At 64.8% G+C, this 23657-nt stretch carries 21 protein-coding genes; 15 read left to right on the top strand and 6 right to left on the bottom strand.

What is annotated here, in order from left to right:
• Positions 1-11: 11 nt before the first annotated feature.
• From BC1002_RS00435 to BC1002_RS00425, 3 genes are read left to right on the top strand one after another with little or no spacing between them, the layout of a single operon-like run.
• Positions 12-1277 (top strand): vWA domain-containing protein, encoded by a 1266-nt coding sequence (locus BC1002_RS00435; RefSeq protein ID WP_013088101.1) that lies wholly within the window; start codon positions 12-14, stop codon positions 1275-1277.
• A complete protein-coding gene (locus BC1002_RS00430; protein WP_013088100.1) occupies positions 1268-1894 on the top strand; it encodes an SRPBCC family protein in 627 nt (208 codons plus the stop codon). The genes BC1002_RS00435 and BC1002_RS00430 overlap by 10 nt, the downstream gene beginning before the upstream one ends.
• A complete protein-coding gene (locus BC1002_RS00425; RefSeq protein WP_013088099.1) occupies positions 1867-2889 on the top strand; it encodes an XdhC family protein in 1023 nt (340 codons plus the stop codon). The genes BC1002_RS00430 and BC1002_RS00425 overlap by 28 nt, the downstream gene beginning before the upstream one ends.
• A gap of 51 nt (positions 2890-2940) precedes the next feature.
• On the opposite strand, the gene BC1002_RS00420 is transcribed toward BC1002_RS00425, so the two are convergent.
• Entirely contained in the window at positions 2941-3654 is a 714-nt protein-coding gene (locus tag BC1002_RS00420) for a PepSY-associated TM helix domain-containing protein (protein WP_013088098.1), read from the bottom strand.
• A gap of 329 nt (positions 3655-3983) precedes the next feature.
• Between BC1002_RS00420 and BC1002_RS00415 the strand changes: the two genes are divergently transcribed.
• Complete coding sequence (locus tag BC1002_RS00415) at positions 3984-5882, top strand: DUF3857 domain-containing transglutaminase family protein (RefSeq protein ID WP_013088097.1); 1899 nt, start codon at positions 3984-3986, stop codon at positions 5880-5882.
• Positions 5883-5901: 19 nt separating this feature from the next.
• On the opposite strand, the gene BC1002_RS00410 is transcribed toward BC1002_RS00415, so the two are convergent.
• Positions 5902-6939, bottom strand: coding sequence for a serine/threonine protein kinase (locus tag BC1002_RS00410; RefSeq protein WP_041734241.1), 1038 nt, complete (start codon positions 6937-6939; stop codon positions 5902-5904).
• A gap of 217 nt (positions 6940-7156) precedes the next feature.
• Positions 7157-7369: a hypothetical protein gene (locus tag BC1002_RS00405; RefSeq protein ID WP_013088095.1), complete on the bottom strand. Its 213-nt coding sequence runs from the start codon at positions 7367-7369 to the stop codon at positions 7157-7159.
• A gap of 246 nt (positions 7370-7615) precedes the next feature.
• On the opposite strand from BC1002_RS00405, the gene BC1002_RS00400 reads away from it, so the two are divergent.
• The 6 genes from BC1002_RS00400 to BC1002_RS00375 all read left to right on the top strand — a co-directional run bounded on the left by BC1002_RS00400 (position 7616) and on the right by BC1002_RS00375 (position 15847).
• Positions 7616-7786 carry a hypothetical protein gene (locus BC1002_RS00400; protein ID WP_157874628.1) on the top strand — a complete coding sequence of 57 codons (171 nt, stop codon included), beginning with the start codon at positions 7616-7618 and terminating at the stop codon, positions 7784-7786.
• 2 nt (positions 7787-7788) lie between these two features.
• Entirely contained in the window at positions 7789-10971 is a 3183-nt protein-coding gene (locus BC1002_RS00395) for an efflux RND transporter permease subunit (RefSeq protein WP_013088094.1), read from the top strand.
• Positions 10972-11074: 103 nt separating this feature from the next.
• Positions 11075-12385, top strand: a complete 1311-nt coding sequence (locus tag BC1002_RS00390; RefSeq protein WP_013088093.1) for an efflux RND transporter periplasmic adaptor subunit — start codon at positions 11075-11077, stop codon at positions 12383-12385.
• 8 nt (positions 12386-12393) lie between these two features.
• On the top strand, positions 12394-13968 hold the full coding sequence (locus BC1002_RS00385; protein WP_420798739.1) for an efflux transporter outer membrane subunit: 1575 nt from the start codon (positions 12394-12396) through the stop codon (positions 13966-13968).
• A gap of 134 nt (positions 13969-14102) precedes the next feature.
• Complete coding sequence (locus BC1002_RS00380; RefSeq protein ID WP_013088091.1) at positions 14103-15380, top strand: MFS transporter; 1278 nt, start codon at positions 14103-14105, stop codon at positions 15378-15380.
• Between the two features lie 284 nt (positions 15381-15664).
• Positions 15665-15847 carry a hypothetical protein gene (locus BC1002_RS00375; protein ID WP_008923386.1) on the top strand — a complete coding sequence of 61 codons (183 nt, stop codon included), beginning with the start codon at positions 15665-15667 and terminating at the stop codon, positions 15845-15847.
• A gap of 100 nt (positions 15848-15947) precedes the next feature.
• Here the strand turns inward: BC1002_RS00375 and mgrA are convergent, their stop codons facing one another.
• Complete coding sequence (gene mgrA, locus BC1002_RS00370) at positions 15948-16991, bottom strand: L-glyceraldehyde 3-phosphate reductase (protein ID WP_013088089.1); 1044 nt, start codon at positions 16989-16991, stop codon at positions 15948-15950.
• 227 nt (positions 16992-17218) lie between these two features.
• Here mgrA and BC1002_RS00365 point away from each other — a divergent pair, with 227 nt between their 5' ends.
• Positions 17219-17425 carry a DUF3185 family protein gene (locus BC1002_RS00365; protein ID WP_013088088.1) on the top strand — a complete coding sequence of 69 codons (207 nt, stop codon included), beginning with the start codon at positions 17219-17221 and terminating at the stop codon, positions 17423-17425.
• A gap of 31 nt (positions 17426-17456) precedes the next feature.
• Here the strand turns inward: BC1002_RS00365 and BC1002_RS00360 are convergent, their stop codons facing one another.
• Entirely contained in the window at positions 17457-18218 is a 762-nt protein-coding gene (locus BC1002_RS00360; RefSeq protein ID WP_013088087.1) for a phytanoyl-CoA dioxygenase family protein, read from the bottom strand.
• 515 nt (positions 18219-18733) lie between these two features.
• Here BC1002_RS00360 and BC1002_RS00355 point away from each other — a divergent pair.
• Positions 18734-19096, top strand: coding sequence for a hypothetical protein (locus BC1002_RS00355; RefSeq protein ID WP_013088086.1), 363 nt, complete (start codon positions 18734-18736; stop codon positions 19094-19096).
• Positions 19097-19303: 207 nt separating this feature from the next.
• Here BC1002_RS00355 and metK read toward each other — a convergent pair whose 3' ends face one another.
• Positions 19304-20491: a methionine adenosyltransferase gene (gene metK / locus BC1002_RS00350; protein WP_013088085.1), complete on the bottom strand. Its 1188-nt coding sequence runs from the start codon at positions 20489-20491 to the stop codon at positions 19304-19306.
• Positions 20492-20773: 282 nt separating this feature from the next.
• On the opposite strand from metK, the gene BC1002_RS00345 reads away from it, so the two are divergent.
• The 3 genes from BC1002_RS00345 (at position 20774) to BC1002_RS00335 (ending at position 23639) form a co-directional block, all read left to right on the top strand.
• Positions 20774-21658 (top strand): lipid A biosynthesis lauroyl acyltransferase, encoded by an 885-nt coding sequence (locus tag BC1002_RS00345; RefSeq protein WP_013088084.1) that lies wholly within the window; start codon positions 20774-20776, stop codon positions 21656-21658.
• 229 nt (positions 21659-21887) lie between these two features.
• Positions 21888-22823, top strand: a complete 936-nt coding sequence (gene dapF / locus BC1002_RS00340) for a diaminopimelate epimerase (protein ID WP_041734482.1) — start codon at positions 21888-21890, stop codon at positions 22821-22823.
• A gap of 57 nt (positions 22824-22880) precedes the next feature.
• Positions 22881-23639 (top strand): DUF484 family protein, encoded by a 759-nt coding sequence (locus tag BC1002_RS00335; RefSeq protein ID WP_013088082.1) that lies wholly within the window; start codon positions 22881-22883, stop codon positions 23637-23639.
• The last annotated feature ends 18 nt before the right edge of the window (positions 23640-23657 follow it).

Genomic DNA, 23657 nt, shown 5'->3' with positions numbered 1-23657 from the left:
GGGTCGCCGGCATGACGAATGACATCGGCATAGGCAGACGCGACGGCGCGAACCAGCAGTCCGCGCCCATGCTCGCGCGCAACGTGGTTCATTTCGTGCGCGTGCTGCGCGGCGCCGGTTTGCCGATGTCGCCCGCACACGCCGTCGATGCGCTCGCCGCGTTGCAGTGGATCGACCTCGGCCGCCGCGACGACGTGCGCGCCGCACTTGCCGCGCTGCTCGTCACCGCGCCCGACGAACGCGAGCTCTTCAATGCCGCATTCGATCTGTTCTGGCGCGACCCCGATTGGGAAGGCAAGCTGCGCGCGCTGCTGTTGCCGAAAGTACGCGACGGGCTGCCGCCGCCGAAGCGCAACAACCGTCTCGCCGATGCGCTCGCGGTACGCATGCCGCCGTCGCCGCATCCGAATGCGCCGCAGGAAACCGAGCACCACGAACTGCATGCGCAGCTGACGTTCAGCGCGGAAGAGCGGCTGCGTCATCGCGATTTCGACACGCTGAGCGCCGACGAATGGCGCACGCTGCGTCATCTGATCCGCGGCCAGCGGCTGCCGCTCGCCACCGAACCGACCCGGCGCCTGAAGGCGGCATCGCACGGCACGCATGCGGACCTGCGCGCGAGCGCGCGGCACGCGGTGCGCGCCGGTGGCGACTGGACCGTGTGGAAGTATCGCGCGAGGGTCGAGCGCAAGCCGCCGCTCGTGCTGCTGCTCGATATTTCCGGCTCGATGAGCAACTACTCGCGCGCGGTGCTGTACTTCTGCCACGCGTTGTTGCAGTCGCGCGAACGTCTGCAGGTGTTTCTGTTCGGCACGCGGCTCACCAACGCGACGCGCGCATTGCGCGAACGAGATCCCGACGTCGCGATCGCGACGCTCAGCGATCAGGTGGTCGACTGGTCGGGCGGCACGCGCATCGGCGCGGCGCTCGCCGAATTCAACCGACGCTGGGCGCGCCGCGTGCTCACAGGTCGTGCGACGGTGCTGCTCGTCACCGACGGTCTCGATCACGAAGCGATCGACGTGCTCGATACCGAAATGGCACGCCTCGCACGTTTCGCGCATCGCATCGTGTGGCTCAATCCGCTGCTGCGGTTCAGCGGCTTCACTCCGAAGGCGCGCGGCGTGCAGGCGATCCTGCCGTATGTCGACGCGCATCGTCCGGTTCATAATCTAGACAGTCTCGCAGCGTTCGGCCGCGATCTCGCGCAATTGACGCGCGCGCCTCGCCACGCCGTCGCCGCGACGACACTCGCAGGAGCAACGTCATGGAATTGAGCGAAACTCATACGCTGCCGGTCGCGCAGCAGCAAACGTGGGACGCGCTGAACGACACCGAAATTCTGCGCGCTTGCATCCCCGGTTGCGAAAGCATCGACCCGGACGGCGAAAACGCGTACCTGGTCACGCTGAGCGCGGCGGTCGGCCCGGTCAAGGCGCGCTTCAAGGGGCGTATGCAACTGACCGATATCGACGCACCGAACGCCTACACGATCGTGTTCGAAGGCCAGGGCGGCGCCGCGGGTTTTGCCAAGGGCAATACGCAGGTCACGCTCGAAGCCGACGGCGATGCCGCGACGAAGCTCTCCTACACCGCCAACGCGCAGGTCGGCGGCAAACTCGCGCAGATCGGCTCGCGGCTCGTCGACGGTGCGGCGCGCAAGATTGCCGGGGAGTTTTTCAAGCGCTTGAGTGCGCAGCTCTCGGGTGAGAATAGCGCTGAGGAAGCAGCGGACGGCAACGCCTCGGTGGATACCGAAGCCGAAGCCGAAGCCGGGTCAGTGTCAGCGTCTGCATCTGAGCAAACGGAATCGAACGAGGCCGCGGACGGCGAGTCCGGCGGCGAAGCAAAGAAAGGGAAGAAATCATGGACAGCGTGGATCTCGAAGTTCTGAAGACCAGCGTGCGCTGGCTCGAGGACGGACATCGCGCGCTCCTCGTGACGGTCGTGAAGACGTGGGGCTCATCGCCGCGTCCCGAGGGCGCGATGCTCGCGGTGCGCGACGACGGCCTCGTGGTCGGCTCGGTGTCGGGTGGCTGCATCGAGGACGATCTGATCGACCGCGTGCGGCAACGGGGAATCGAGCAGACGAATCCGGAAGCGGTGAAGTACGGCATCACGGCCGAGGAAGCGCATCGCTTCGGGCTGCCGTGCGGCGGCACGATCCAGCTCGTGCTCGAACCGTTAACACGGCAAAGCGGCATCGCCGAGCTGTGTCACGCGGTCGAAAATGGCCGGCTCGTCGCGCGCGAACTCGACATGGCGACGGGCGTGGTGCGGCTCGACAACGCGCAGGCGACCGACGGTGTGCATTTCGACGATAAGCGTCTGCTGACGATCCACGGCCCGCGCTACCGGATGCTCGTGATCGGCGCCGGGCAGTTGTCGCGCTACCTGTGCCACATCGCGGTGGGTCTCGATTATCAGGTGACGGTCTGCGATCCGCGCGAGGAATACACGGAGGAATGGGACGTGCCGGGCACGAAGATCGTCCGCACGATGCCGGACGATACCGTGACAGACATGAAGCTCGACGAGCGCTGCGCGGTAATCGCGCTCACGCACGATCCGAAGCTCGACGATCTCGCGCTGATGGAAGCATTGAAGACGCCGGCGTTTTACGTCGGCGCGCTCGGCTCGCGCCGGAACAATCACGCGCGGCGCGAGCGTTTGAAGGAGTTCGATCTGAACGAAGCCGAACTGGCCCGTTTGCATGGGCCCGTCGGCATTTATATCGGCAGCAGGACGCCGCCTGAGATCGCGGTGTCGATTCTGGCGGAGGTGACGGCGGCCAAGAACGGCGTGTCGCTGCCGACGCTATTGCAGGTCGAAGGCGCGAAGGCTGCGCGGGAGATTGCGGCGTCGGGCGGCGCCGCCTGCAGCGTGTAGCCTGCCGCGTTCAACCAACGAGGTGGAGGGCACCCGGCGTGCCTTCCACGCTTACATCAAGCCGCAAACCACCGCCGCGATCACCGAGCCGCTCACCAGCACCACGCCCACCACGCGGCGTTTATTCAATTCGGTCCACAGCAGCACGCCCGTCAGCGACAGCAGAATCAGGCTGCCCGCGATCGTATCGATCAGCAGCACCCACCCGACGCTGAGACCCACGCCCTTGTGCAGATTGCTCAGCGTCGCGAAGAACGAGTTGCGCGTGTGCTTCACCGTCACGAAGCCATTGCCGACCCAGTACTCGGCCTGCACGCTCTGCCCCGGGCCCATGATGCCGACCTGCCATTGCTCAGGCTGAATCGTGCTGTGATCGCCCCACGCGACCGGATGGGCGGGATCGCGCTTCGCGCGTCCCGGCTTGCCGTCGATCTTCAGTTCGCGTTGCAGCCACTTCGCCATCTCGCCCGGCGAGTGCAGCGGTTTCTCAGGCACCGCGATCTGCATTTCCTCGACCTGCGGCGCGCCCGTCGAAATTTTCAGCGGGCCGGCGCGATGATTGAGCAGGAAGCCGGTCACGCCGAACATCAACCCGAGCACCGCGCCCCACAAACCGATCCAGCCATGCACGTTGCGCAGCCACCTGATGAAGGTCGCACGGCGCGAACGCTGCCGCCGCGGCGCCTGTTGCGCGACGGCGCCCGGCGTAGCGACGCCCGGCGCGGCGACGGTAGGTTTCAAATCGATCGATTCAGGCGCGTTCAAAACGGACTCCAGGCTAGAGCGGTAGGAAGAATTCGAGTGAGAAGAGGCGGATCGGCCAGCTTGTGATCAGGGCGATCCGCGTGAAAGGCTGGCAGTCACAGAGGAGGAGAAGTGTGACGAAAAGCTTGCGATGTCTTTCAATTGAGAAACGTTATCATTACACAGTTAAGTGTTTTGCTCAATGTCGGGACGCTGTGGGCGCGCGGCGCATACCCGCCGGGCAATCTTCGAATCGCTTCCAGATGCGCGCCAGCCGCTTGACATCCGCGCGGCGCGAAACGACGCTAGCTGGCGATGCCGTCAACGTCGTCGTCCGGATACCTGCCGTCATGCGACTCTGCCTCGTGGTCCTTGCCTCCGCCGGCTGGCTGGCCGGCATTCATGCCGCGAGCGCGAGCGTGCCGGTCAAACTGGACGACCCCTACACCAACGAAGGCGAGACGCAGACCTTCACCATCAACGCTGACGGCTCGTATGCGAAGCTCGATTCGATGACGCTGCACGTGAACAACGAAGCCGGCGTCGAGCGGGTCGCGCAGCAATACGTCTGGTTCAACCGCAACATGGCCGACGTGCAGATTCTCGAGGCCTACACGGTCACCACCGACGGTAAGCGTCACGACGTAGCGCCCGAGCAGATCCGCGACGTGCAGGAAGTCCGCTCGTTCGACGCGCCGATGTTCCAGGACATTCAGGAAAAGGTGATCGTGTTCCCCGCGGTCGAACCCGGCGCGCGCGTGCACCTGACGTACCGCAAGACGCAGCGTCAGCCGATCGTGCCTGGGGAATTCAGCGACTTCACGCCGCCCGATCTCGCACCGACCCGCAACTTCCGCCTGATCTACGACCTGCCCGCCGACAAGCCGCTGTACGCGGACGCGCGCGGCTTCAGCGCGGTGACGCCCATCACGCGCGACGGCCGCACGCGCTACGAATTCCGCTACGACAAGGCACATTTCGACCGGCTGGAACGCGGCTCGGTCGCGTACGTGTCGTACGGGGATCGGCTGATGGTGTCGACCTTTCCGAGCTATGCCGCGTTCGCCGCGTCCTATCGCGGCTCCGCAGCCGACCCGGGCACGCACGACGGCGCGATCACCCAGCTCGCGCAGCAACTGACCGCGCACGACCACACCGCGCACGACAAAGCCAAAACGCTGTACGACTGGGTTCGCCGCAATATCCGCTATGTCGCGATCTACGTCGGGCGCGGCTCCGTCGTGCCGCACAGCGCGAGCGCGATCCTCGCGAACCGCTATGGCGATTGCAAGGACCACGTCGCGCTCTACGGCGCGCTGCTCGACGCGGTCAGCGTGCGCAACGAGCCGGCGCTGATCAGCAGCGGCACGATCTACACGCTGCCGAGCGTGCCGGGCTATGGCGTCATCAATCACGCGATCACGTGGCTGCCCGACTTGCAGATGTACGCAGACTCGACTGCGTCGAACGTCGAATTCGGTTTTCTGCCTTCATCCGACATGGACCGTCCTACCGTATTGATCGACGACGGCGTGCTCGCGCAAACACCGGCCACCGCGCAGATGTCGCGCAGCACCGATCTCGCGATCAAGATCGAGCCGGATGGCTCGGCGAGCTTCACGTATCGGCTGCAGGATGCCGGACCGTACGCCGAGCAGGCCCGCGCGCGGCTGCGCACGCAGTCGCCCGCGCAACGCGAGGAATCGATTCAGGCCGAGTTGCGCAATGTGAATCTGCGCGGCACCGCGACGCTGACGACGAGCGACCTCAGCGCGGCCGACGGCCCGCTCACGCTGACGATGAAAGGCACGCTCGAAAGTCTCGTGGTAACCGGCATGACCGCATCGATCCCGGCCTTGACGAGCCTCGGTGGCGGCGTCGAAGCCGATACGCGCTACTGGCTCGGCGAACGCAAGCGCACGCAGCCGTTCGTATGCCACAACCTCGCGATCCACGAGCGCGCGCGCATCGAACTGCCGGCCAACTTTCGCGTGCTCGACATGCCGGAGGCGCAACGCACGCAGGACCGCTTCGTCGATTACACGTCGGAGTACGCATTCGATCCGCTCAGCAACGTGGTCACGATGACGCGCGACGGCGCCACCCATTTCGACAGCGACGTCTGCACGCCCGATGATTTCACGCGCATGCGTCCCGCGATCGAAGCGATCGGGCGGGACGTGCGCGCGCAGGTGATCGTCAGATCGACGTTGGTGGAGTCGTCGAATGTGGCGTCGCAGGCGCCGTGACTGTCAACACGTCAACGCGTCAAACAGGCCACAACGGGCCTTCCTGCATCGCGCCGATCTGCTCGCGCATCTCGAGGATGCGATCTTCCCAGTAGCGCTGTGTGTTGAACCACGGAAACGCGGCCGGAAACGCCGGATCGTTCCAGCGGCGCGCGAGCCACGCCTGATAGTGAATCAGCCGCAACGTGCGCAGCGCTTCGATCAGATACAGTTCGCGCGGCTCGAACTCGCAGAAATCCTCGTAGCCGGCGAGCAGATCGGAGAGCGCGCGCGACGCCTCCGCGCGTTCACCCGGCAACAGCAGCCACAGGTCCTGAATCGCGGGACCCATGCGGCTGTCGTCGAAATCGACGAAATGCGGGCCCGCATCGGTCCACAGCACGTTGCTCGGGTGACAGTCGCCGTGCAGACGCAAGGTGCGAATCTCGCCAGCCCGTTCGAACGCACGCGCGACGCCTTCGAGCGCGAGATTCACGACGGTTTCCCACGCGGTGCGCAGGTCGTCGGGCACGAAACGATGCGCGAGCAGGAAGTCGCGCGGCTCATAGCCGAACGTGTCGATGTTCAGCGCGGGACGTTCCGCGTAGTCCTGGGTCTGCCCGATCGCATGAATGCGTCCGATGAAACGTCCGAGCCATTCGAGCGTGTCGCGCCGGTCGAGATCCGGCGCGCGACCTCCGCGTCGCTCGAAGACCGAGAAGCGGAAACCGTCGAAGCTATGCAGTGTGTGGCCATCGAGCATGCGCGCAGGCACGGCCGGAATCTCGCGCGCGGCGAGTTCGGCGACGAACGCGTGCTCTTCGAGAATCGCCGCGTCGCTCCAACGCTCGGGACGATAGAACTTCGCGACCACGGGCGGGCCGTCTTCGACGCCGACCTGATACACGCGATTTTCATAGCTGTTGAGCGGCAGCAGACGGCCGTCGGTCCGCACGCCGGACGTTGCGAGCACGCCGTCGATCGCGTCCAGCACGGTTTCCGGCGTGAGCCGCGCGAACGGCACGGCGCCATCGGCGCCGGCCTGGGGATGGGAATTATCGGGAATGGTGTCGTTCATGCCCCGCATTGTGCGCCGCGCCGCGGGTAAAGACGAGAGCGACGAGTCGCCATGCGTGCGTAACAACGCTAGAAATATGGGCTGATTGCGGCGCGCCGTGGATCGACGCGCGCATCGACCCGCAGCGATGCTGGCGAGCCGATCTCACCTTACAACATCACTACAACCCGTTCCTGCGTGTCACACAGCGGCAATGAGCAACAGGTAAGCCTCTCGTTCAATGCGTCTGCGCGCCGGCCGGACGTATCAGGTCGCCGGTATCGATCAGATCTTCGAGGAAAAAGGGTTCGGTATTGAGCTGCCGCGATGCGCCGGGTTCGCCGGCGTACCACGCCACCATCGCCATGTCGCCAAGAATGCGCATGACGATTCCGCGCGCGCCTTGCGGCACGGCGATATGTACCGATCGGACAATGGAACCGACTTGCATGATAATTCCCCGCTTCCCTTAGCCGGCTTTATGATTTCACGCCGGTCGAGGTGATGATAAAAACGCCGCTTCGCATTGGACGTTGCGTGCGCACTTAATCTGTCGCGCGCGTGGCGCGTGAGAGGTTCGAGTCATTGTTCCCGCTTTGCGGGGCTTTGGGAAGGCGAATAGAAGGCTTTTACCAGTCGTTTCGCCCTATTCCCATTACGCTGCGCACGGCCGATGATCTCGTCTTCAGACGTCGTAATGAAGACCATCATAAACCCTGCGGGGGGAGACATCAAAAACGTGCATTGCCAGAACGATCTGCAAGATGCGGGTAACGCGCAGCTTCGCACCTGCCTTCGCGCCGACGGGCGCGCCTCCGTTTCCGATCCGCGCGGCGCGGCCGCCGCTGATTTCATTAGTCTGCGCTAGTCATGTGGATCGTTCGTCTCGCGCTACGGCGCCCCTATACGTTCGTCGTGCTGGCGTTGTTGTTGCTGATCGTCGGACCGTTGACGATTCTGCGCACGCCCACCGACATCTTTCCGAACATCGATATTCCGGTGCTGTCGGTGATCTGGTCGTACAACGGCCTGCCCGCCGACGAAATGGAGCGGCGCATCGCGCTGAACTACGAGCGCGGCTTGTCGGTGGCGGTCAACGACATCGAACACACGGAATCGACGTCGCTGAACGGCATCACGGTCATCAAGATCTTTTTCCAGCCGGGAGCGAATATCGACGAAGCGCTCGCGCAGGTCACCGCGCTGTCGCAGTCGCAAGTGCGTTCGCTGCCGCCCGGCATCACGCCGCCGTTCATCCTGCGCTACAACGCGTCGACGGTGCCGATTTTGCGGCTCGCGTTGTCGTCCGCGTCGCTGACCGAGCAGGAACTGTTCGACTTCGGCAATAACTTCCTGAAGACGCAGCTCGCCACAGTGCCGGGTGCATCCGCGCCGCTGCCGTATGGCGGCAAGCAACGGCAGATCATGATCGATATCGATTCGCGCAAGCTGCAAGAGCGCAATCTGTCGCCGATGGACGTGGTCAGCGCGGTTTCCGCGCAGAACCTGATTCTGCCTTCGGGCACCGCGAAAATCGGCTCGACCGAATACTCGGTGGTAATGAACGGCAGCCCCGATTCGCTCGCCGGGCTGAACAACATTCCGATCCGCACCACCGCAAACGGCACCATCTATATCCGCGACGTCGCGCACGTGCGCGACGGCTACCAGCCGCAGACCAACATCGTGCGCGTGAACGGCCAGCGTGCCGCGCTGCTGACGATCAACAAAAGCGGCAATACGTCCACGCTCGATATCGTCGATCGCATCAAGACGATGATGCCGACGCTGCGCAATCTGGTGCCGCCGTCGCTGAATATCGACCCTGTCGCCGACCAGTCGCTGTTCGTGCGCGCATCGGTGGAGGGCGTGCTGCGTGAGGCGCTGATCGCCGCGTGCCTGACGGGCCTGATGATTCTGCTGTTCCTCGGCAACTGGCGCGCGACGCTGATCATCGCGGTATCGATTCCGTTGTCGATGATCACGTCGATCATCGCGCTGTCCGCGCTCGGTCAGACGATCAACATCATGACGCTCGGCGGGCTCGCGCTCGCGGTCGGCATTCTCGTCGACGATGCGACCGTCGCGATCGAGAACATCAGCCATCAGCTCGAACAGGGCAAGACGCTCGAACAGGCGATTCTCGACGGCGCGCATCAGATCGCGATTCCGACGCTCGTGTCGACGTTGTCGATCTGTATCGTGTTCGTGCCGATGTTTCTGCTCACCGGTGTCGCGCACTATCTGTTCATTCCGCTCGCCGAAGCGGTGGTGTTCGCGATGCTCGCGTCGTATTTCTTCTCGCGTACGCTCGTGCCGACGCTCGCGAAATATCTGCTGCGCTATCACCACAAGCCCGCTGATCTGCATCACGCGCCGGCGCAAACACGCAATCCGTTCATGCGCGTGCACTATGCGTTCGAGCGCGGTTTCTCGCGTTTGCGCGAGCGCTATCGCGTGTTTCTCGAAGCGCGTGTCGCGCGGCCGGGCCTGTTCGTCACGCTGTTTCTCATGTGCTGTGGCGCGTCGTTGCTGTTGCTGCCGTTTATCGGCCGCGACTTTTTCCCTGCCGTCGATGCCGGCACGATCGCGCTGCACATGCGCGCGAAAACCGGCATGCGGGTCGAGGAAACGGCGGTGCTGACCGATCGCGTCGATGCGCGCATCCGTCAGCTGATTCCGGCCGGTGAACTGCATTCGATCATCGACAACATCGGCCTGCCGGTGTCGGGTATCAACCTGTCGTACAGCAACACGGGCACGATCGGCACCTCTGACTCGGACATCCTGATCACGCTGAACCCCGAACATCATCCGAGCGCCGGCTATGTGCGCACATTGCGGCGCACGCTCACCGACGAATTCCCCGGCGTGCAGTTCGCGTTTCTGCCCGCCGACATAGTCAGTCAGACGCTGAACTTCGGCATGCCGTCGGCGATCGATATCCAGATCGTCGGCCGTGAGGTGGCCGCCAATCGTGCGTTCGCCGCGAAGCTGCTGAACCGTCTGCGCACGGTGCCGGGCCTCGTCGATGCGCGCATCCAGCAGCCCGCCGATCTGCCGCGGATCTTCATCGACGTCGATCGCACGCGCGCGCAGCAAGCGGGCTTTTCGCAGCGCGATATCGCGAGCAATCTGCTGATCACGCTGTCGGGCAGCCAGCAGACCACGCCGACGTTCTGGCTCAATCCGCGCAATGGCGTCAGCTACAACGTGATCACGGAGGCGCCGCAATACACGATCGATTCGCTGCAATCGCTCGCGAACATTCCGTTGAACGCCAACGGGCACAACAACATTCTCGGCTCGCTCGCGACGATGCGCCGCGAAGCCAGCAACGCGGTGCTCACGCACTACAACGCGCAAACCACGATCGACATCTACGGCACCGCCGACGGCCGCGATCTCGGCGGCGTGTCCGACGACATCCGCAAGATCATCGACGAATCGAAAGCCGAGCTGCCGAAGAGCTCGACGATCGAACTGCGCGGCCAGGTGCAAACGATGAACGAGTCGTTCTCGGGTCTGCTCGCTGGTCTGCTGTTCGCGGTGCTGCTCGTGTATTTGCTGATCGTCGTCAATTTCCAGTCGTGGCTCGATCCGTTCATCATCATCACCGCGCTGCCGGGCGCGCTCGCGGGCATCGTGTGGATGCTGTTCCTCACCCACACCACGCTGTCGATCCCCGCCCTCACCGGCGCGATCATGTGTATCGGCATCGCGACCGCGAACTCGATTCTGGTGATCAGCTTCGCGCGCGAACAACTGCTGCTGCACGGCGACGCGACCCGCGCGGCGATCGAAGCAGGCTTCACGCGTTTCCGCCCGGTGCTGATGACCGCGCTCGCGATGGTGATCGGCATGGTGCCGATGGCGATCGGTCTCGGCGAAGGCGGCGAGCAGAATGCGCCGCTCGGGCGCGCGGTGATCGGCGGGCTCGCGGTCGGCACGCTGGCCACGCTGATCTTAGTGCCGGTCGTGTTCTCGATGATCTATCGACGGCTCGCGGCGCGGCATCAGCGCGCCGCGGAACATGTGGTGCAAAAGCCATGAACATCCGGAACGCGATGACCGTACCAGCCGGCACGCGCATCATGCGATGCCACGACACAAGAGGCAGCATCGACCGCCCATGCAATTTCGAAGGGGAAGTTTGATGGAAGCACAAGGTCCCGGCGGCTCGGGTTCAGGCTCTGGCGATGGCGGCCACGCCGCGCATGATCAGGCGAAAGCGCGACGCACGCGCCTGATCATGATTGCCGCCGCCGTCGCGGTGCTCGCGCTCGCCGCGCAAGGCATCTGGTCGCGCCACGATGCGCATGCGGCGCTCGAACGCGATGCCGAGCACACGAGCCAGATGAGCGTCGAAGTCGTGCAGCCGCAAAAGTCGTCGACCGGGTTCGATCTGACGTTGCCCGGCAACGTGCAGGCCTTCCTCGACACGCCGATCTACGCGCGCACCAACGGCTATCTGAAGAAGTGGTATGCCGACATCGGCGCGCGCGTGAAGAGCGGCCAGTTGCTCGCGGAAATCGACACGCCCGAAATCGACGACCAGTTGCGCGCCGCCCGCGCCGATCTCGCGAACGCCGAAGCGAATTACGCGCTGGCGAAGAGCACCGCGGACCGCTGGACGGACATGTTCAGGAGCAAGTCGGTGTCGAAGCAGGAGACCGACGAAAAAGTCGGCGACATGCTCGCGAAAAAGGCCACGCTCGACGCCGCGCGTTTCAACGTCGCCCGGCTCGAAAAGACCCAGTCGTTCCAGAAGGTCTATGCGCCGTTCGACGGTACCGTGACCGCGCGCAACGTCGACGTCGGCGCGCTGATCGACGCGGGCAGCTCGGGCGGCCCCGCGAAGGAACTGTTTCATGTCGCGCAGGCGGACCGGCTGCGCGTCTATGTGAACGTGCCGCAAGCGTACGCGCAGCAGGTGCGCGCGCAGCAAAGCGCGTTTCTGACGCTGACCGAGACGCCGTCGCGGCACTACCCGGGTACGGTCGCGCGCACCGCGGGCGCGGTCGATCCGCAGCAGCGCACGATGCTCGTCGAAGTCGACGTCGACAATCGCAGCGGCGAGCTGTTGCCGGGCGCGTACGCACAGGTGCATTTCGCGCTCGGCGCGGGCACGGCCTCGTTCACGCTGCCGGGCAACGCGCTGCTGTTCCGCCCCGACGGCGTCAAGGTCGCGACCGTCGATCCGCAGCACAAGGTGAAGCTGCTGCCGGTGTCACTCGGCACGGACTTCGGCACGCGCGTCGCGATCGTGGCGGGTCTGCAGGGCAATGAGCAGGTGATCCTGAATCCGCAGGATTCGATCGTCGATGGCGCGCCGGTGCGGATCGTGCCGCGCAAGGCGGAAGACGGTGCGGCTTCGGAAGGTGCGGCTGGAGCGGCCGGTGCGACCGGCGCGGCGGCCAGCGCGACAGCGGCGCAAGGCGGCGCGCGGCCGGGCGCGAGGACGTGAACGTGATCATGAAGATGTCGGTTATGCGGCGCGCGCTGGCGTCATCGGCTGAATTTGCGCGCGGGTCGGCGAGCAATTCCATTCGCGCCTCGGCGGTCGCGCTGACTCTCGCCGGCGCGCTCGGCGCCTGCACCGTCGGCCCCGACTACGTGAAGCCCGCCGCCGTCACACCCGCGACCTGGCGCGAACTCGAAGGCACCGGCTGGAAGCCCGCGCAACCGGCCGACACGCTCACGCGAGGCGCGTGGTGGCGCATCTACGGCGACGCATCGCTCGATGCACTCGAACCGCAGGTCGCGAGCGCGAACCAGGACGTGCAGGCCGCCGAGGCGCGCTTTCGCGCGGCGCGCGCGAGCGTCGCGCAATATCGCTCGCAATTCTTCCCGGTAGTCACCGCGGGCGTCCAGTATTCGCGCACGCGGTCCTCGGAGAATGTGCTGCATAAATCGACCGCCGGTCTCGCGCTGAACGACTATCTGGTGCAGGTCGACGCGTCGTGGGAACCCGACCTGTGGGGCCGTGTGTCGCGCAGCGTCGAAGGCGCGAAAGCTGGCGCGCAAGCGAGCGCCGCCGACCTCGACGCCGCGCTGCTGTCGATGCAGGCCGAGCTCGCCACCGATTACTTCGAGCTGCGCGGACTCGATCAGGAGCGCCGACTACTCGACGACACGATCAAGGCCTACCAGGAGGCGCTCGAACTGACGCAGCATCGCTACGCCGGCGGCATCGCGACCGATGCCGATGTCGCGCAGGCGCAAACCCAGCTGAAGACGACCCAGGCGCAGGCGCTCGACCTCGGCGTTCAGCGCGCGCAGCTCGAACATGCGGTCGGGATCCTGATCGGCCAGCCGCCGTCGACCTTCACGCTGCCGGTCGCGCCACTGGTCGCGGTGCCGGTGATCGCCGCGGCCGGCGTGCCGTCCGGATTGCTCGAACGGCGTCCCGATATCGCTGCGGCCGAGCGGCACGTCGCCGCGATGAACGCGCAGATCGGCGTGGCCACCGCGGCGTTTTTCCCGAACCTCGTGCTCGCCGTGACGGGCGGACTCGAAGCGACCAACTACAGCCAGTGGCTGCTCGCGCCGAGCCGGCTGTGGTCGCTCGGGCCGACGCTCGCCGGCACGCTGCTCGACTTCGGCGGACGCGCGGCCGTCAAGGAGCAGGCGCGCGCGCATTACGACGAAAGCGTCGCGCAATATCGGCAAACGGTGCTGAACGCGTTCGGCCAGGTCGAGGACAATCTGGCCGCGCTGCGCGTGCTGGAACAGGAAGCGGCCGCACAGGACGACGCGGTCGCGGCCGCGCAGCGCGCGCTCGCGGTCGTGTCGGACCGCTACCGGAACGGCGCGATTACCTATCTCGACGTGGTCGTCGCGCAGACGACCACGCTCACCAACGAGCGCAACGCGGTGTCGATCGCACGCCGCCGGATGGCCGCGAGCGTCGCGCTCGTGAAGGCGCTCGGCGGGGGCTGGGATACGTCGGTACTGCCGGGCGACGATGCGCTTGTACATCCGTCGACAGCGACTTCAGGGGCGACGCAGGCGCCGGCGCCGGCCAGCGACGCCGGGGCGCACAGCTAGCGACGGCAGACGGGCGCGCGACATGCTGCGGGTGACGCGGCGCGCCGCGTTGCCCACGCCACCGGCTCGAAACGCGTTTTCAGCGTATCCTTAACATCTTTTGCGCGTTTCCGTGTGACCCAAGGAGTTCAGTTGTGACCCTGCCGCCGCAATCCCAGCGGACTGCATCTGCCGTTCCCTCCCCCCTAGCAGCTTCAGCAGCTTCCACCCGCACCACCAGCGTGTCGGACATCCCCTATCTGGAACGCGGTTCGCGCGCGTACTGGCGAGCCAGCCTCGCGCTGCTGTTCGCCGGCTATGCGACGTTCTCGCTGCTTTACTGCGTGCAGCCGCTGCTGCCGTCGTTCTCCGAAGCGTTCAACGTGACACCGGCGCAAAGCAGTCTGTCGCTGTCGCTATCCACCGCGGCGCTCGCACTGGCGATTTTCGTCGCCGGTTTCGTCTCCGAGGGTTGGAGCCGGCACAAGCTGATGACGCTGTCGCTGACGGTGTCGTCGGTGCTGACGATTGGCGTATCGGTCGCGCCGCAGTGGCATCAGTTGCTCATTCTGCGCACGCTCGAAGGGCTCGCGCTCGGCGGCGTGCCGGCCGTCGCGATGGCTTATCTGGCGGAGGAAGTGCATCCGGATGGCCTCGGTCTCGCGATGGGTTTGTACGTCGGCGGCACGGCGATCGGCGGCATGGCCGGACGGGTGATCACCGGCGTGGTTGCGGATCTGTTTTCATGGCGCGTCGCAATCGGCACGATCGGCGTGCTCGGCCTGCTGTCGATGCTCGCGTTCCGCGCATTGCTGCCGCCGTCGCGCCATTTCGTGCCGCGCCGCGGCCTCGGCTTCGCGCATCACCGCACCTTGCTGTTGCGGCAGTTCACGCGACCAGGCCTGCCGCTGCTGTTCCTGCTCGGCTTCGTGCTGATGGGCAGTTTCGTCACGCTGTACAACTACATCGGCTACCGGCTGCTCGCGCCGCCATATCGGCTGAATCAGACGGAGATCGGCGCGATCTTTATCGTCTATCTAGTCGGGGTGGTCGCGTCGCCGTGGTCCGGGCGCATGGCCGATACGTTCGGCCGCGCGCGCGTGCTGATCGGGAGCCTGCTGCTGATGGTGTTCGGCCTCGCGCTGACGATGCTGCATCCGCTCCCGGCGATCGCAACCGGCATCGCATGCGCGACGTTCGGGTTCTTTGCCGGGCATTCGGTCGCGAGCGGCTGGGTCGGGCGTCTGGCGAAAGATGCAAAAGGCCAGGCCGCGGCGCTATATCTGCTCGCGTACTACATCGGCTCAAGCCTGGTCGGCTCGTATGGCGGTCACGTGTGGGCCAGTCACGGCTGGAACGGGGTCGTCGGGCTGGTCGGTGCGCTGCTCGCTATCGGCTTGATCGCGGCGAGGCACTTGCGCGGACGCGAATAGCCGCACGCAGTCACCCATTCCGCGTGGATCGGCGGAAAAACGAAAGGCTTGCGTAAGCGAACGCTTGGTACTTTCCGGCGGGTTTTGTTGCGCCGCGCCAATCGTGGCACGCCCGCTGCGCCGGGGTTCAGCAGCTTGCGAATAAGCGCCGACGCGCACGCTTGCGCCGTCGCGCCGCTCCATCAGTCTCCTATACTCGATTAGTGCACTGGTACTGCATGATTTCAAAGCCGCAGCCTCTGCCGGAACGACATAGCGACCATCCCGCATGGGAGGAGACGAAGATGACGTACTTTACGATCGGCGATTTCATCCTGGTCATTCCGATGGCGTTGGCGGGTGCGCTATTCGTCGGCGCGCTGCCCTGCAAAACCGAGTTGCGTCACAACGCGCTGCGCGTGCTGGGCGCGCTGATCGGTGTGATGTGCGCGGTGGCGCTGGTCGAGGGTCTGCCGGCGCTCGTATAGCGCCGCGGCGAAGTACCAACGAAAAAGCCGCATGCTGAGCGTGCGGCTTCGTTTTGCCCTTCGTTCCGTCCGCCTGTTGCGCGGACGGCTTGTCACGCGATCAGATCGCCTGATCCGTCGACGGCTTTTCCCACAGATTGATCCCACCTTCGGTCGCATAGCGATCGATTTCGGCGAGCTCGTCGGCTGAGAACGCGAGGTTCTTCAGCGCGCCGACGTTCTCGCGCACCTGCTCCGCGCGGCTCGCGCCGATCAGCACCGAGGTCACGCGCTGATCGCGCAACGCCCACGCGAGCGCCATCTGCGCGAGGCTCTGACCACGGCGCTGCGCGATATCGTTGAGCTTCCTCACGTGCTCGATGTTCTGCGGGCTCAGATGCTCGTCTTTCAGCGAACCGCCGCCCGGCTTGTTGACGCGCGCATCGGCCGGCACACCGTTCAGGTACTTGCCGGTCAACAGCCCTTGCGCGAGCGGCGTGAACGCGATCGCGCCCGCGCCGACTTCGTCGAGCGTATCGAGCAGGTCCTGTTCGATCCAGCGGTTCAGCATGTTGTACGACGGCTGATGGATCAGCAGCGGCACCTTGTATTCGGCGAGCAGCTTCGTCATTTCGCGCGTCTTCGCCGACGAGTACGACGAGATGCCGATGTAGAGCGCCTTGCCCTGCTGCACCGCGCTCGCCAATGCGCCTGCGGTTTCTTCGAGCGGCGTGTGCGCGTCGAAGCGATGCGAATAGAAGATGTCGACGTATTCGAGGCCCATGCGCTTCAGGCTCTGATCGAGACTCGCGAGCACGTACTTGCGCGAGCCGCCGCCCTGGCCGTACGGACCCGGCCACATATCCCAACCGGCCTTCGACGAAATCAGCAACTCGTCGCGATACGGTTTGAAATCGTCCTTGAACAGACGCCCGAAATTGGTTTCCGCGCTGCCGTACGGCGGGCCGTAGTTGTTCGCCAGGTCGAAGTGCGTGATGCCGAGGTCGAAGGCCGTGCGCAGGATGTCACGCTGCGTCGAGATCGGCGTGGTGTCGCCGAAGTTGTGCCACAGGCCGAGCGACAGCGCCGGCAATTTGAGACCCGACTTGCCGCAGACGCGGTATTGCATGTCCGAATAGCGTTCTGAAGCTGCTTCGTAAGCCATTGCTAGTGTCCTTGTCGATGAGATCGCCCGAGAATCGCGGGCGTGAGGATTCGCGCGTTGCGGGAGGCGTGCTGCTCGGGGGATTTGTTGTTGTCGTGTCGCCGTGATGCGGCTAGACCGCTATGTTAGCCAATCGACGCGGCGCTTGCAGGCACCCAGTATGCGGGATGGACGAGCACGCGCGGCTCACCTACACTCTGGCCGGTTCAAGTTGATGGGAGGTGCAGATGACGAAAGCGATTTCGATCGCGCTGATTGTCGGCAGTATCGTGCTGCTGTATTTCGGCGGGCAGGCGTTCAATTCGGTGAGCAGTGACGTGTCGCGCTTCTTTACCGGTTCGCCGAGCAACAAGGCGATCGTGCTGATCGTCGCGGGCGTGGTGGCGACGCTCGCCGGGCTGACGGGAATCGCGATGTCGGGGCGCAAGCGCTGAGCGTCCGCGCGAGGCCCGCCCGCCCGAATAACTAGAACGCGATCTCGGGCTTCGCAGCCGAGCGCGTGCCGGGCAGCGGCACGTTGCTTACGCCGTGATAGGTGAACACCAGCGAGAACTTCACCTGATCGCTGAGATTCTTGCCCGCCGAGTGCAGCGTGTTGCAGTGGAAGAACACCACGTCGCCGGTCTTCAGCTCCGGCGACACCGCCGTGCGGATCGCGGCCTCGTTCTCGGCGAGATCCGTGCGGAAAAATTTCGCTTCGTCGAAACGGTCGGACGTGAAGGCCGCGCCATGCGATTGCGGCACGAACCACAGCGCGCCGTTATCGATGGTCTCCGGTCCGACCGCGAGCCACACCGACACCAGATCGTCGCGCTCGAACGACCAGTAACGAACGTCGCGATGCCAGCCGGTCAGGCTGCCGTACGCGGGGTGCTTCGTCATCATGCAGTTGTGATGCGCGCGCGACAGTCGCGGCTCCTCGCCAAAATACAGTTCCATCCAGCCACGGATTTCGGGCGCGGTCGCCCATTGCGCGAATGCGGGGTGACGACCGTATGCATCGAGCAAGCGCCGCACCGTATGTCCGCCCGGCGCATCCTTCGATGACGGCGCGCCCGGATACTTCAGATCCGCTTCGAATTCGATCGGCGCTGCCGCTTCCTGCAGCTGCCGCTGTGCGATCCGCTTCAGCTCGTCGCAACGCTCGGGCGACACGAGTCCTGGCACGACTACAAAACCCTGCTCCCGCAACGTTTGAATCTGCTCTTTCTTCGAATGGAGTGACATGGCGTTCCGTTACTGTCGACTAACTGATGTTCGATTGTAAAACGGGCGCGATCGGGGTGCGTTGTTTCGCGGCGCGCCAATGCACCGGTTTCAGGCGCGCGACGCACCCGCATCGCACATTTGCTGGGCAAATATGCACGTAAATCGCCCGTCAAAAGTGAGATCAGATTGGTGTCGGCGACGATTCAATCCAGAGGGAATTCGATCTCGCAGGGTACTAACCCGACTTTCTGACGTCACGATTCCCGTGTAGCCTTCTCGCATGTCGATCGCCGCTTACGCAGTTCTCAATTGTGCGCAGGCCGTCAAGGCTCGTGCCGTCGGTTTCTCCGCGTTGTACCTTCGCTGCGCTGCGCGCCGTGTTTCGCGTCGTGATTTCCCGCGACACGACCCGCACCGAATTTCCGGCTTTCAGGCCGTTCATCGCAACCCCGTCATTGGCACATATGGTGCTGTTTGTCCGTGCACATCCGATGCACGCGCCGACGTGCGGTTCATTGCCTAAATGTGAAGCCATGCATACTCTTTTGAGCACCCGTCTTACCCGCGCCGCGCTGAAAGCGGCGCGTCCCGCGCGCCGTCATATGATGCGGGCGCTGCGTCACCATGCCGCGCGCACCCGCGCGCTCGGCGAGCAATGGCGTGACGCGAAAGCCGTCGACGGCTTTCGCACCTGGTTCCACACGTTCTTCTCGGCGCTACGCCAACAGAGCGGCACACGCCGTCTGTCGCTGCGTACGCTGCTGCGCAAACCGACACCGCTGCGCCTCGCGGTCGCGAAACGCGCGCCGGCGGCGCACACGCCTGCGAGCCGCCGACCGCGTCGGCTGTCGACGAGCAGCAGCGGGTGGTTTGCGTTTGCTTTTGCGAGCCGGTGAGTTGCAGTTGCGCGTTGAGTGGCTAGACCGCTGATCTGCTGACCGGCTGCGCGTTCGCCGCTGCGCTGTCTTCGAGCAGCGCAGGACTTCGAGCGCGACGGCATCGCTCCGTGATCGACGGACGAAGAAAAACCCCGCCCGGCTCACGCCGGCGGGGTTTTTCTTTTGCTAGCGGGTAACAAGCGACTTGCGCTTGTTACGCGCTAGTTACGCGATTGCCGCAACCGGTTCGGTGCCTGCCGCTTCGGCGAGTGCGAGCGCCTTGTCGGTGGCTTCCCACGTGAATTCCGGCTCTTCGCGGCCGAAGTGGCCATACGCCGCGCTCTTCTCGTACACCGGGCGCAGCAGGTCGAGCATCTGGATGATGCCCTTCGGACGCAGGTCGAAATGCTGACGCACGAGTTCCGTGATCGTCGCATCCGACACGCGGCCGGTGCCGAACGTGTTGACCATCACCGAGGTCGGCTGAGCTACGCCGATCGCGTACGACACCTGGATCAGGCAGCGCGACGCGAGGCCCGCGGCCACGATGTTCTTCGCGACGTAACGGCCGGCGTAAGCTGCCGAGCGGTCGACCTTCGACGGGTCCTTGCCCGAGAACGCGCCGCCGCCGTGCGGTGCAGCGCCGCCGTACGTATCGACGATGATCTTGCGGCCCGTCAGACCGCAATCGCCCTGCGGACCGCCGATCACGAAGCGACCGGTCGGGTTCACGAGGTACTTGACGTCACCCTTGATCAGCTCGGCCGGAAGCGTCGGCTTGATCACTTCTTCGATCACCGCTTCGCGCAGCGCTTCAAGCGAGATGTCCGGCGCATGCTGCGTGGACAGCACGACCGTGTCGATCGAATGCGGCTTGCCGTCGACGTAGCGCACGGTGACCTGCGACTTCGCGTCCGGACGCAGCCAGGGCAGACGGCCGTCGCGGCGCAGATTCGCCTGACGCTCGACGAGACGGTGAGACAGGTGGATCGGCAGCGGCATCAGTTCCGGCGTTTCTTCGCACGCGTAACCGAACATCAGGCCCTGGTCGCCTGCGCCTTGATCGAGGTTGTTGTCGTGCGCGCGGTCCACGCCCTGAGCGATGTCCGGCGACTGCTTGTCGTAGGCGACGAGCACCGCGCAGCCGCGGTAGTCGATGCCGTAGTCGGTGTTGTCGTAGCCGATGCGCTTGATCGTGTTGCGCGCGATCTGGATGTAGTCGACGTTCGCGGTGGTGGTGATTTCACCGGCCAGCACGACGAGACCCGTGTTGCACAGCGTTTCGGCCGCGACACGCGAGTACTTGTCTTGAGCGAGGATGGCGTCGAGGATCGCGTCCGAGATCTGGTCCGCGACTTTGTCGGGATGGCCTTCGGAAACGGATTCGGAAGTAAAGAGATAGTCGTTTGCCACGTTGCAGACTCCTGTTAGTGGTTACGGTTGCGTTCCACGTAGCCGACTTCGGGAGTCTGAAGCGGCGACGCTTTAGCGGATTACCTTACCGATGGACGCAACCCATGGAACCCATGGACCGCACCCGCCGGCTTCGCCCCGCAAGTTGTCTATTAACTCGGCGAAGCCCTTATTATAGCGACTTCCCTTGAATGTCACAGAGTGTCCACGAGTGCGGTATCACGCCAATTTTTCCGCCCCCTCAAATCCCGCCCCCAGCAGCGCCGCGCGCCCGGAGGCTGCATGCTGAGCCGTTACGGCGCGAAGCTCGCGATCGGGCTGCTCAAACTCTTTGCCTTATTGCCGTATGGATTCGTGGCCCGTCTCGGCGACGGGCTCGGCTGGCTGCTCTATCAAATCCCGAGCCGTCGCAAGCGCATCGTTCATACGAATCTGAAGCTGTGCTTCCCCGACTGGAGTGCCGAGCGCCGCGAGGACGTCGCGCAGAAGCACTTCCGTCACGCGATCCGCAGCTATCTCGAGCGCAGCGTGCAGTGGTTCGGCTCAGCGAAGAAGCTGGAGAAGCTGATCCAGCTCGACAGCGCAATCGACCTGACCGATCCGAATCTGCCGCCGACACTCTTTCTCGGATTTCATTTCGTCGGCATCGAGGCCGGTTCGATTTTTCTGAATTACTCACTGAAGCGCCAATGCGGCTCGCTGTATCAGCCGATGTCGAATCAGGAACTCGAGGAAATCGCGAAAGCGGCGCGCGCGCGTTTCGGCGCCGACATGGCAAGCCGCGCGGACAGCGCGCGCGTCGTGCTGCGCTGGCTGCGCGAACGCAAACCGGTGATGCTCGGCGCGGATATGGACTACGGCGCGCGCAATTCGACCTTCGTGCCGTTCTTCGGCGTGCCGACCTGCACGCTGACCGCGGTCGGCCGACTCGCGAAGGTCGGTCACGCGCAGGTCGTCCCGTTCATCGGCGAAGTGCTGCCGAACTACAAGGGCTACCGGCTCAAAGTCTTCAAGCCTTGGGCCAACTATCCGACCGGCGATGATGACGCCGATGCGCGACGCATGAACGAATTTCTCGAAGAGCAGATTCCGCTGATGCCCGAGCAGTATTACTGGGTGCACAAGCGGTTCAAGACGCGGCCTCCGGGAGTGCCGGGGGTATATTGAAGACGGCGCCGGGATCTGGCTCCCGGCAAACCCAGTCCGTCGATTAGCGGACATGAAGCGGCATCCCGGCCGCTTGTCCGCCATACCGTTTCCGATGGGCCAACGTGTATCATCTGCTATTGGCCCAGCACGGCTCGAATGGGTGATTCACCCAACAGCCGCCGAGGCCCCGATTTTCGGCTCCGCCCGCACGCGCGAAGCCCTACGCAGCAACGGATACACGGAAAACGTGAAGCTCAAATTCACCAAAATGCACGGCGCGGGCAACGACTTCGTCGTGCTCGACGGCTATACCCAACCGCTTGATCTGACCACGGCGCAGGTGCGCGCGCTCGCGAACCGCCATTTCGGCGTCGGTGCCGACCAGTTGCTGCTGGTCGAAAAGCCGACCGTCGAAGGTGTCGATTTCAGATATCGCATCTTCAATTGCGACGGCGGCGAGGTCGAACATTGCGGCAACGGCGCGCGCTGCTTCGTCAAGTTCGTGCGCGAGCGCGGCCTCACCGACCAGCGCAGCGTGCGCGTGCAAGTCCAGAAAGGCACGATCACGCTAACGATGCAGGACAACGGCGAAGTGATCGTCGACATGGGCACGCCCGTGTTCGATCCCGAACTCGTGCCGTTCGCGACCAAAGGTCTGCAAGGCCGCCGCGAAGGCGCGGATACGCTCTGGCCGCTCGACGTGAACGGCACGACGCGCTGGATGTCGGTGGTGTCGATGGGCAACCCGCACGCGGTGCAGGTCGTCGACGATGCCGAGGCGTTCCCGGTGCTCGTCGAAGGTCCGGCCATCGAGCGGCACACGCGCTTCCCGCAGCGGGTCAACGCGGGCTTCATGCAGATCGTCAACCGCAACGAGATCAGGCTGCGCGTCTACGAACGCGGCGCGGGCGAAACGCTCGCGTGCGGCACCGGCGCGTGCGCGGCGGTCGGGGCCGGCATCCGGCGCGGGCTGCTGGATTCGCCGGTGCTCGTGCACACGCACGGCGGCGACCTGACGATCACGTGGGACATCGCGCAACCAGGCGCGCCGCTGCTGATGGCCGGCCCCGCAGCCACCGTCTTCGAAGGGGAGATCGAGTTGGCTGAAGAGGCGTCGGGCGCATCGCCGGACTCGTCGCAGCACCATTCGTCCCGCGCGGCCCCCGTGGCGCCCTCCGTCTAACTCATTGACCTACGCGCCGCCGCGAGGCGGCCATCTCGTAGTCCTCTAGCCGAAACCATGAACGATCGCGAAGTCGCCGAATACCTGCTCGCCAATCCCGAATTCTTCGTCGAACACGCGGAAACGCTCGCGACCATCCGACTCGCGAACCCGCACGGCAAAGCCGCGGTGTCGCTGCAGGAGCGGCAGATGGAGATGCTGCGCGACAAGAACAAGCATCTCGAGCGGCGCCTTGCCGAACTGCTGCGCTACGGTCACGAGAACGACAGCATTGCGTCGAAATTCAACCGCTGGACCATCCGAGTGATGGCCGAGCGCGATCCGTACGCGCTGCCGCGCACGATCGCCGGCGGTCTGCGCGATGTCTTCGACGTGCCGCAAGCGGCGCTGCGCGTGTGGGACGTCGCCGAGCCGTACGCGCAAGCCGACTTCGCGCGCCACGTCAGCGAGGAGGTGCGGATTTTCGCGGGCAGCCTGAGCACGCCGTATTGCGGCGCGAACACCGGCTTCGAGGCCGCACAGTGGCTCGCGCAAATGGCGGGCGCGTCCAACGGCGCGGGCAACCCGGCGACAAATCCGGCAACGAGCGCGACCGACGACCCCAGCGCCGCATCGAGCGAAACGGCGCAGACCACGGAATCGATCGCGCTGCTCGCGCTGCGCGACCCCGAAGGCGCCGAAGACGCGCCGACGTTCGGCCTGCTCGTGATGGGCTCATCCGACCCGCGCCGCTTCCACGAAGGCATGGCCACCGATTTCCTCACGCAGATTGGCGCGCTCGCGAGCGCCGCGCTGAGCCGGCTGCTGCCGCGCTGAGCCACGCAACATCACCGC

It is taken from the genome of Paraburkholderia atlantica (assembly GCF_000092885.1).
GTDB classification, from domain to species: Bacteria; Pseudomonadota; Gammaproteobacteria; order Burkholderiales; family Burkholderiaceae; genus Paraburkholderia; species Paraburkholderia atlantica.
This window is presented reverse-complemented; position numbering and strand designations above follow the sequence as displayed.

Bases quoted from the DNA above. Each gene is read 5' to 3' on its own strand.
- BC1002_RS00435 (WP_013088101.1), top strand. From the start codon at position 12: ATGACGAATGACATCGGCATAGGCAGACGCGACGGCGCGAACCAGCAG.
- BC1002_RS00430 (WP_013088100.1), top strand. From the start codon at position 1,268: ATGGAATTGAGCGAAACTCATACGCTGCCGGTCGCGCAGCAGCAAACG.
- BC1002_RS00425 (WP_013088099.1), top strand. From the start codon at position 1,867: ATGGACAGCGTGGATCTCGAAGTTCTGAAGACCAGCGTGCGCTGGCTC.
- BC1002_RS00415 (WP_013088097.1), top strand. From the start codon at position 3,984: ATGCGACTCTGCCTCGTGGTCCTTGCCTCCGCCGGCTGGCTGGCCGGC.
- BC1002_RS00410 (WP_041734241.1), bottom strand. From the start codon at position 6,939: ATGAACGACACCATTCCCGATAATTCCCATCCCCAGGCCGGCGCCGAT.
- BC1002_RS00405 (WP_013088095.1), bottom strand. From the start codon at position 7,369: ATGCAAGTCGGTTCCATTGTCCGATCGGTACATATCGCCGTGCCGCAA.
- BC1002_RS00400 (WP_157874628.1), top strand. From the start codon at position 7,616: ATGAAGACCATCATAAACCCTGCGGGGGGAGACATCAAAAACGTGCAT.
- BC1002_RS00395 (WP_013088094.1), top strand. From the start codon at position 7,789: ATGTGGATCGTTCGTCTCGCGCTACGGCGCCCCTATACGTTCGTCGTG.
- BC1002_RS00390 (WP_013088093.1), top strand. From the start codon at position 11,075: ATGGAAGCACAAGGTCCCGGCGGCTCGGGTTCAGGCTCTGGCGATGGC.
- BC1002_RS00385 (WP_420798739.1), top strand. From the start codon at position 12,394: ATGAAGATGTCGGTTATGCGGCGCGCGCTGGCGTCATCGGCTGAATTT.
- BC1002_RS00375 (WP_008923386.1), top strand. From the start codon at position 15,665: ATGACGTACTTTACGATCGGCGATTTCATCCTGGTCATTCCGATGGCG.
- mgrA (WP_013088089.1), bottom strand. From the start codon at position 16,991: ATGGCTTACGAAGCAGCTTCAGAACGCTATTCGGACATGCAATACCGC.
- BC1002_RS00365 (WP_013088088.1), top strand. From the start codon at position 17,219: ATGACGAAAGCGATTTCGATCGCGCTGATTGTCGGCAGTATCGTGCTG.
- BC1002_RS00360 (WP_013088087.1), bottom strand. From the start codon at position 18,218: ATGTCACTCCATTCGAAGAAAGAGCAGATTCAAACGTTGCGGGAGCAG.
- BC1002_RS00355 (WP_013088086.1), top strand. From the start codon at position 18,734: ATGCATACTCTTTTGAGCACCCGTCTTACCCGCGCCGCGCTGAAAGCG.
- BC1002_RS00345 (WP_013088084.1), top strand. From the start codon at position 20,774: ATGCTGAGCCGTTACGGCGCGAAGCTCGCGATCGGGCTGCTCAAACTC.
- BC1002_RS00335 (WP_013088082.1), top strand. From the start codon at position 22,881: ATGAACGATCGCGAAGTCGCCGAATACCTGCTCGCCAATCCCGAATTC.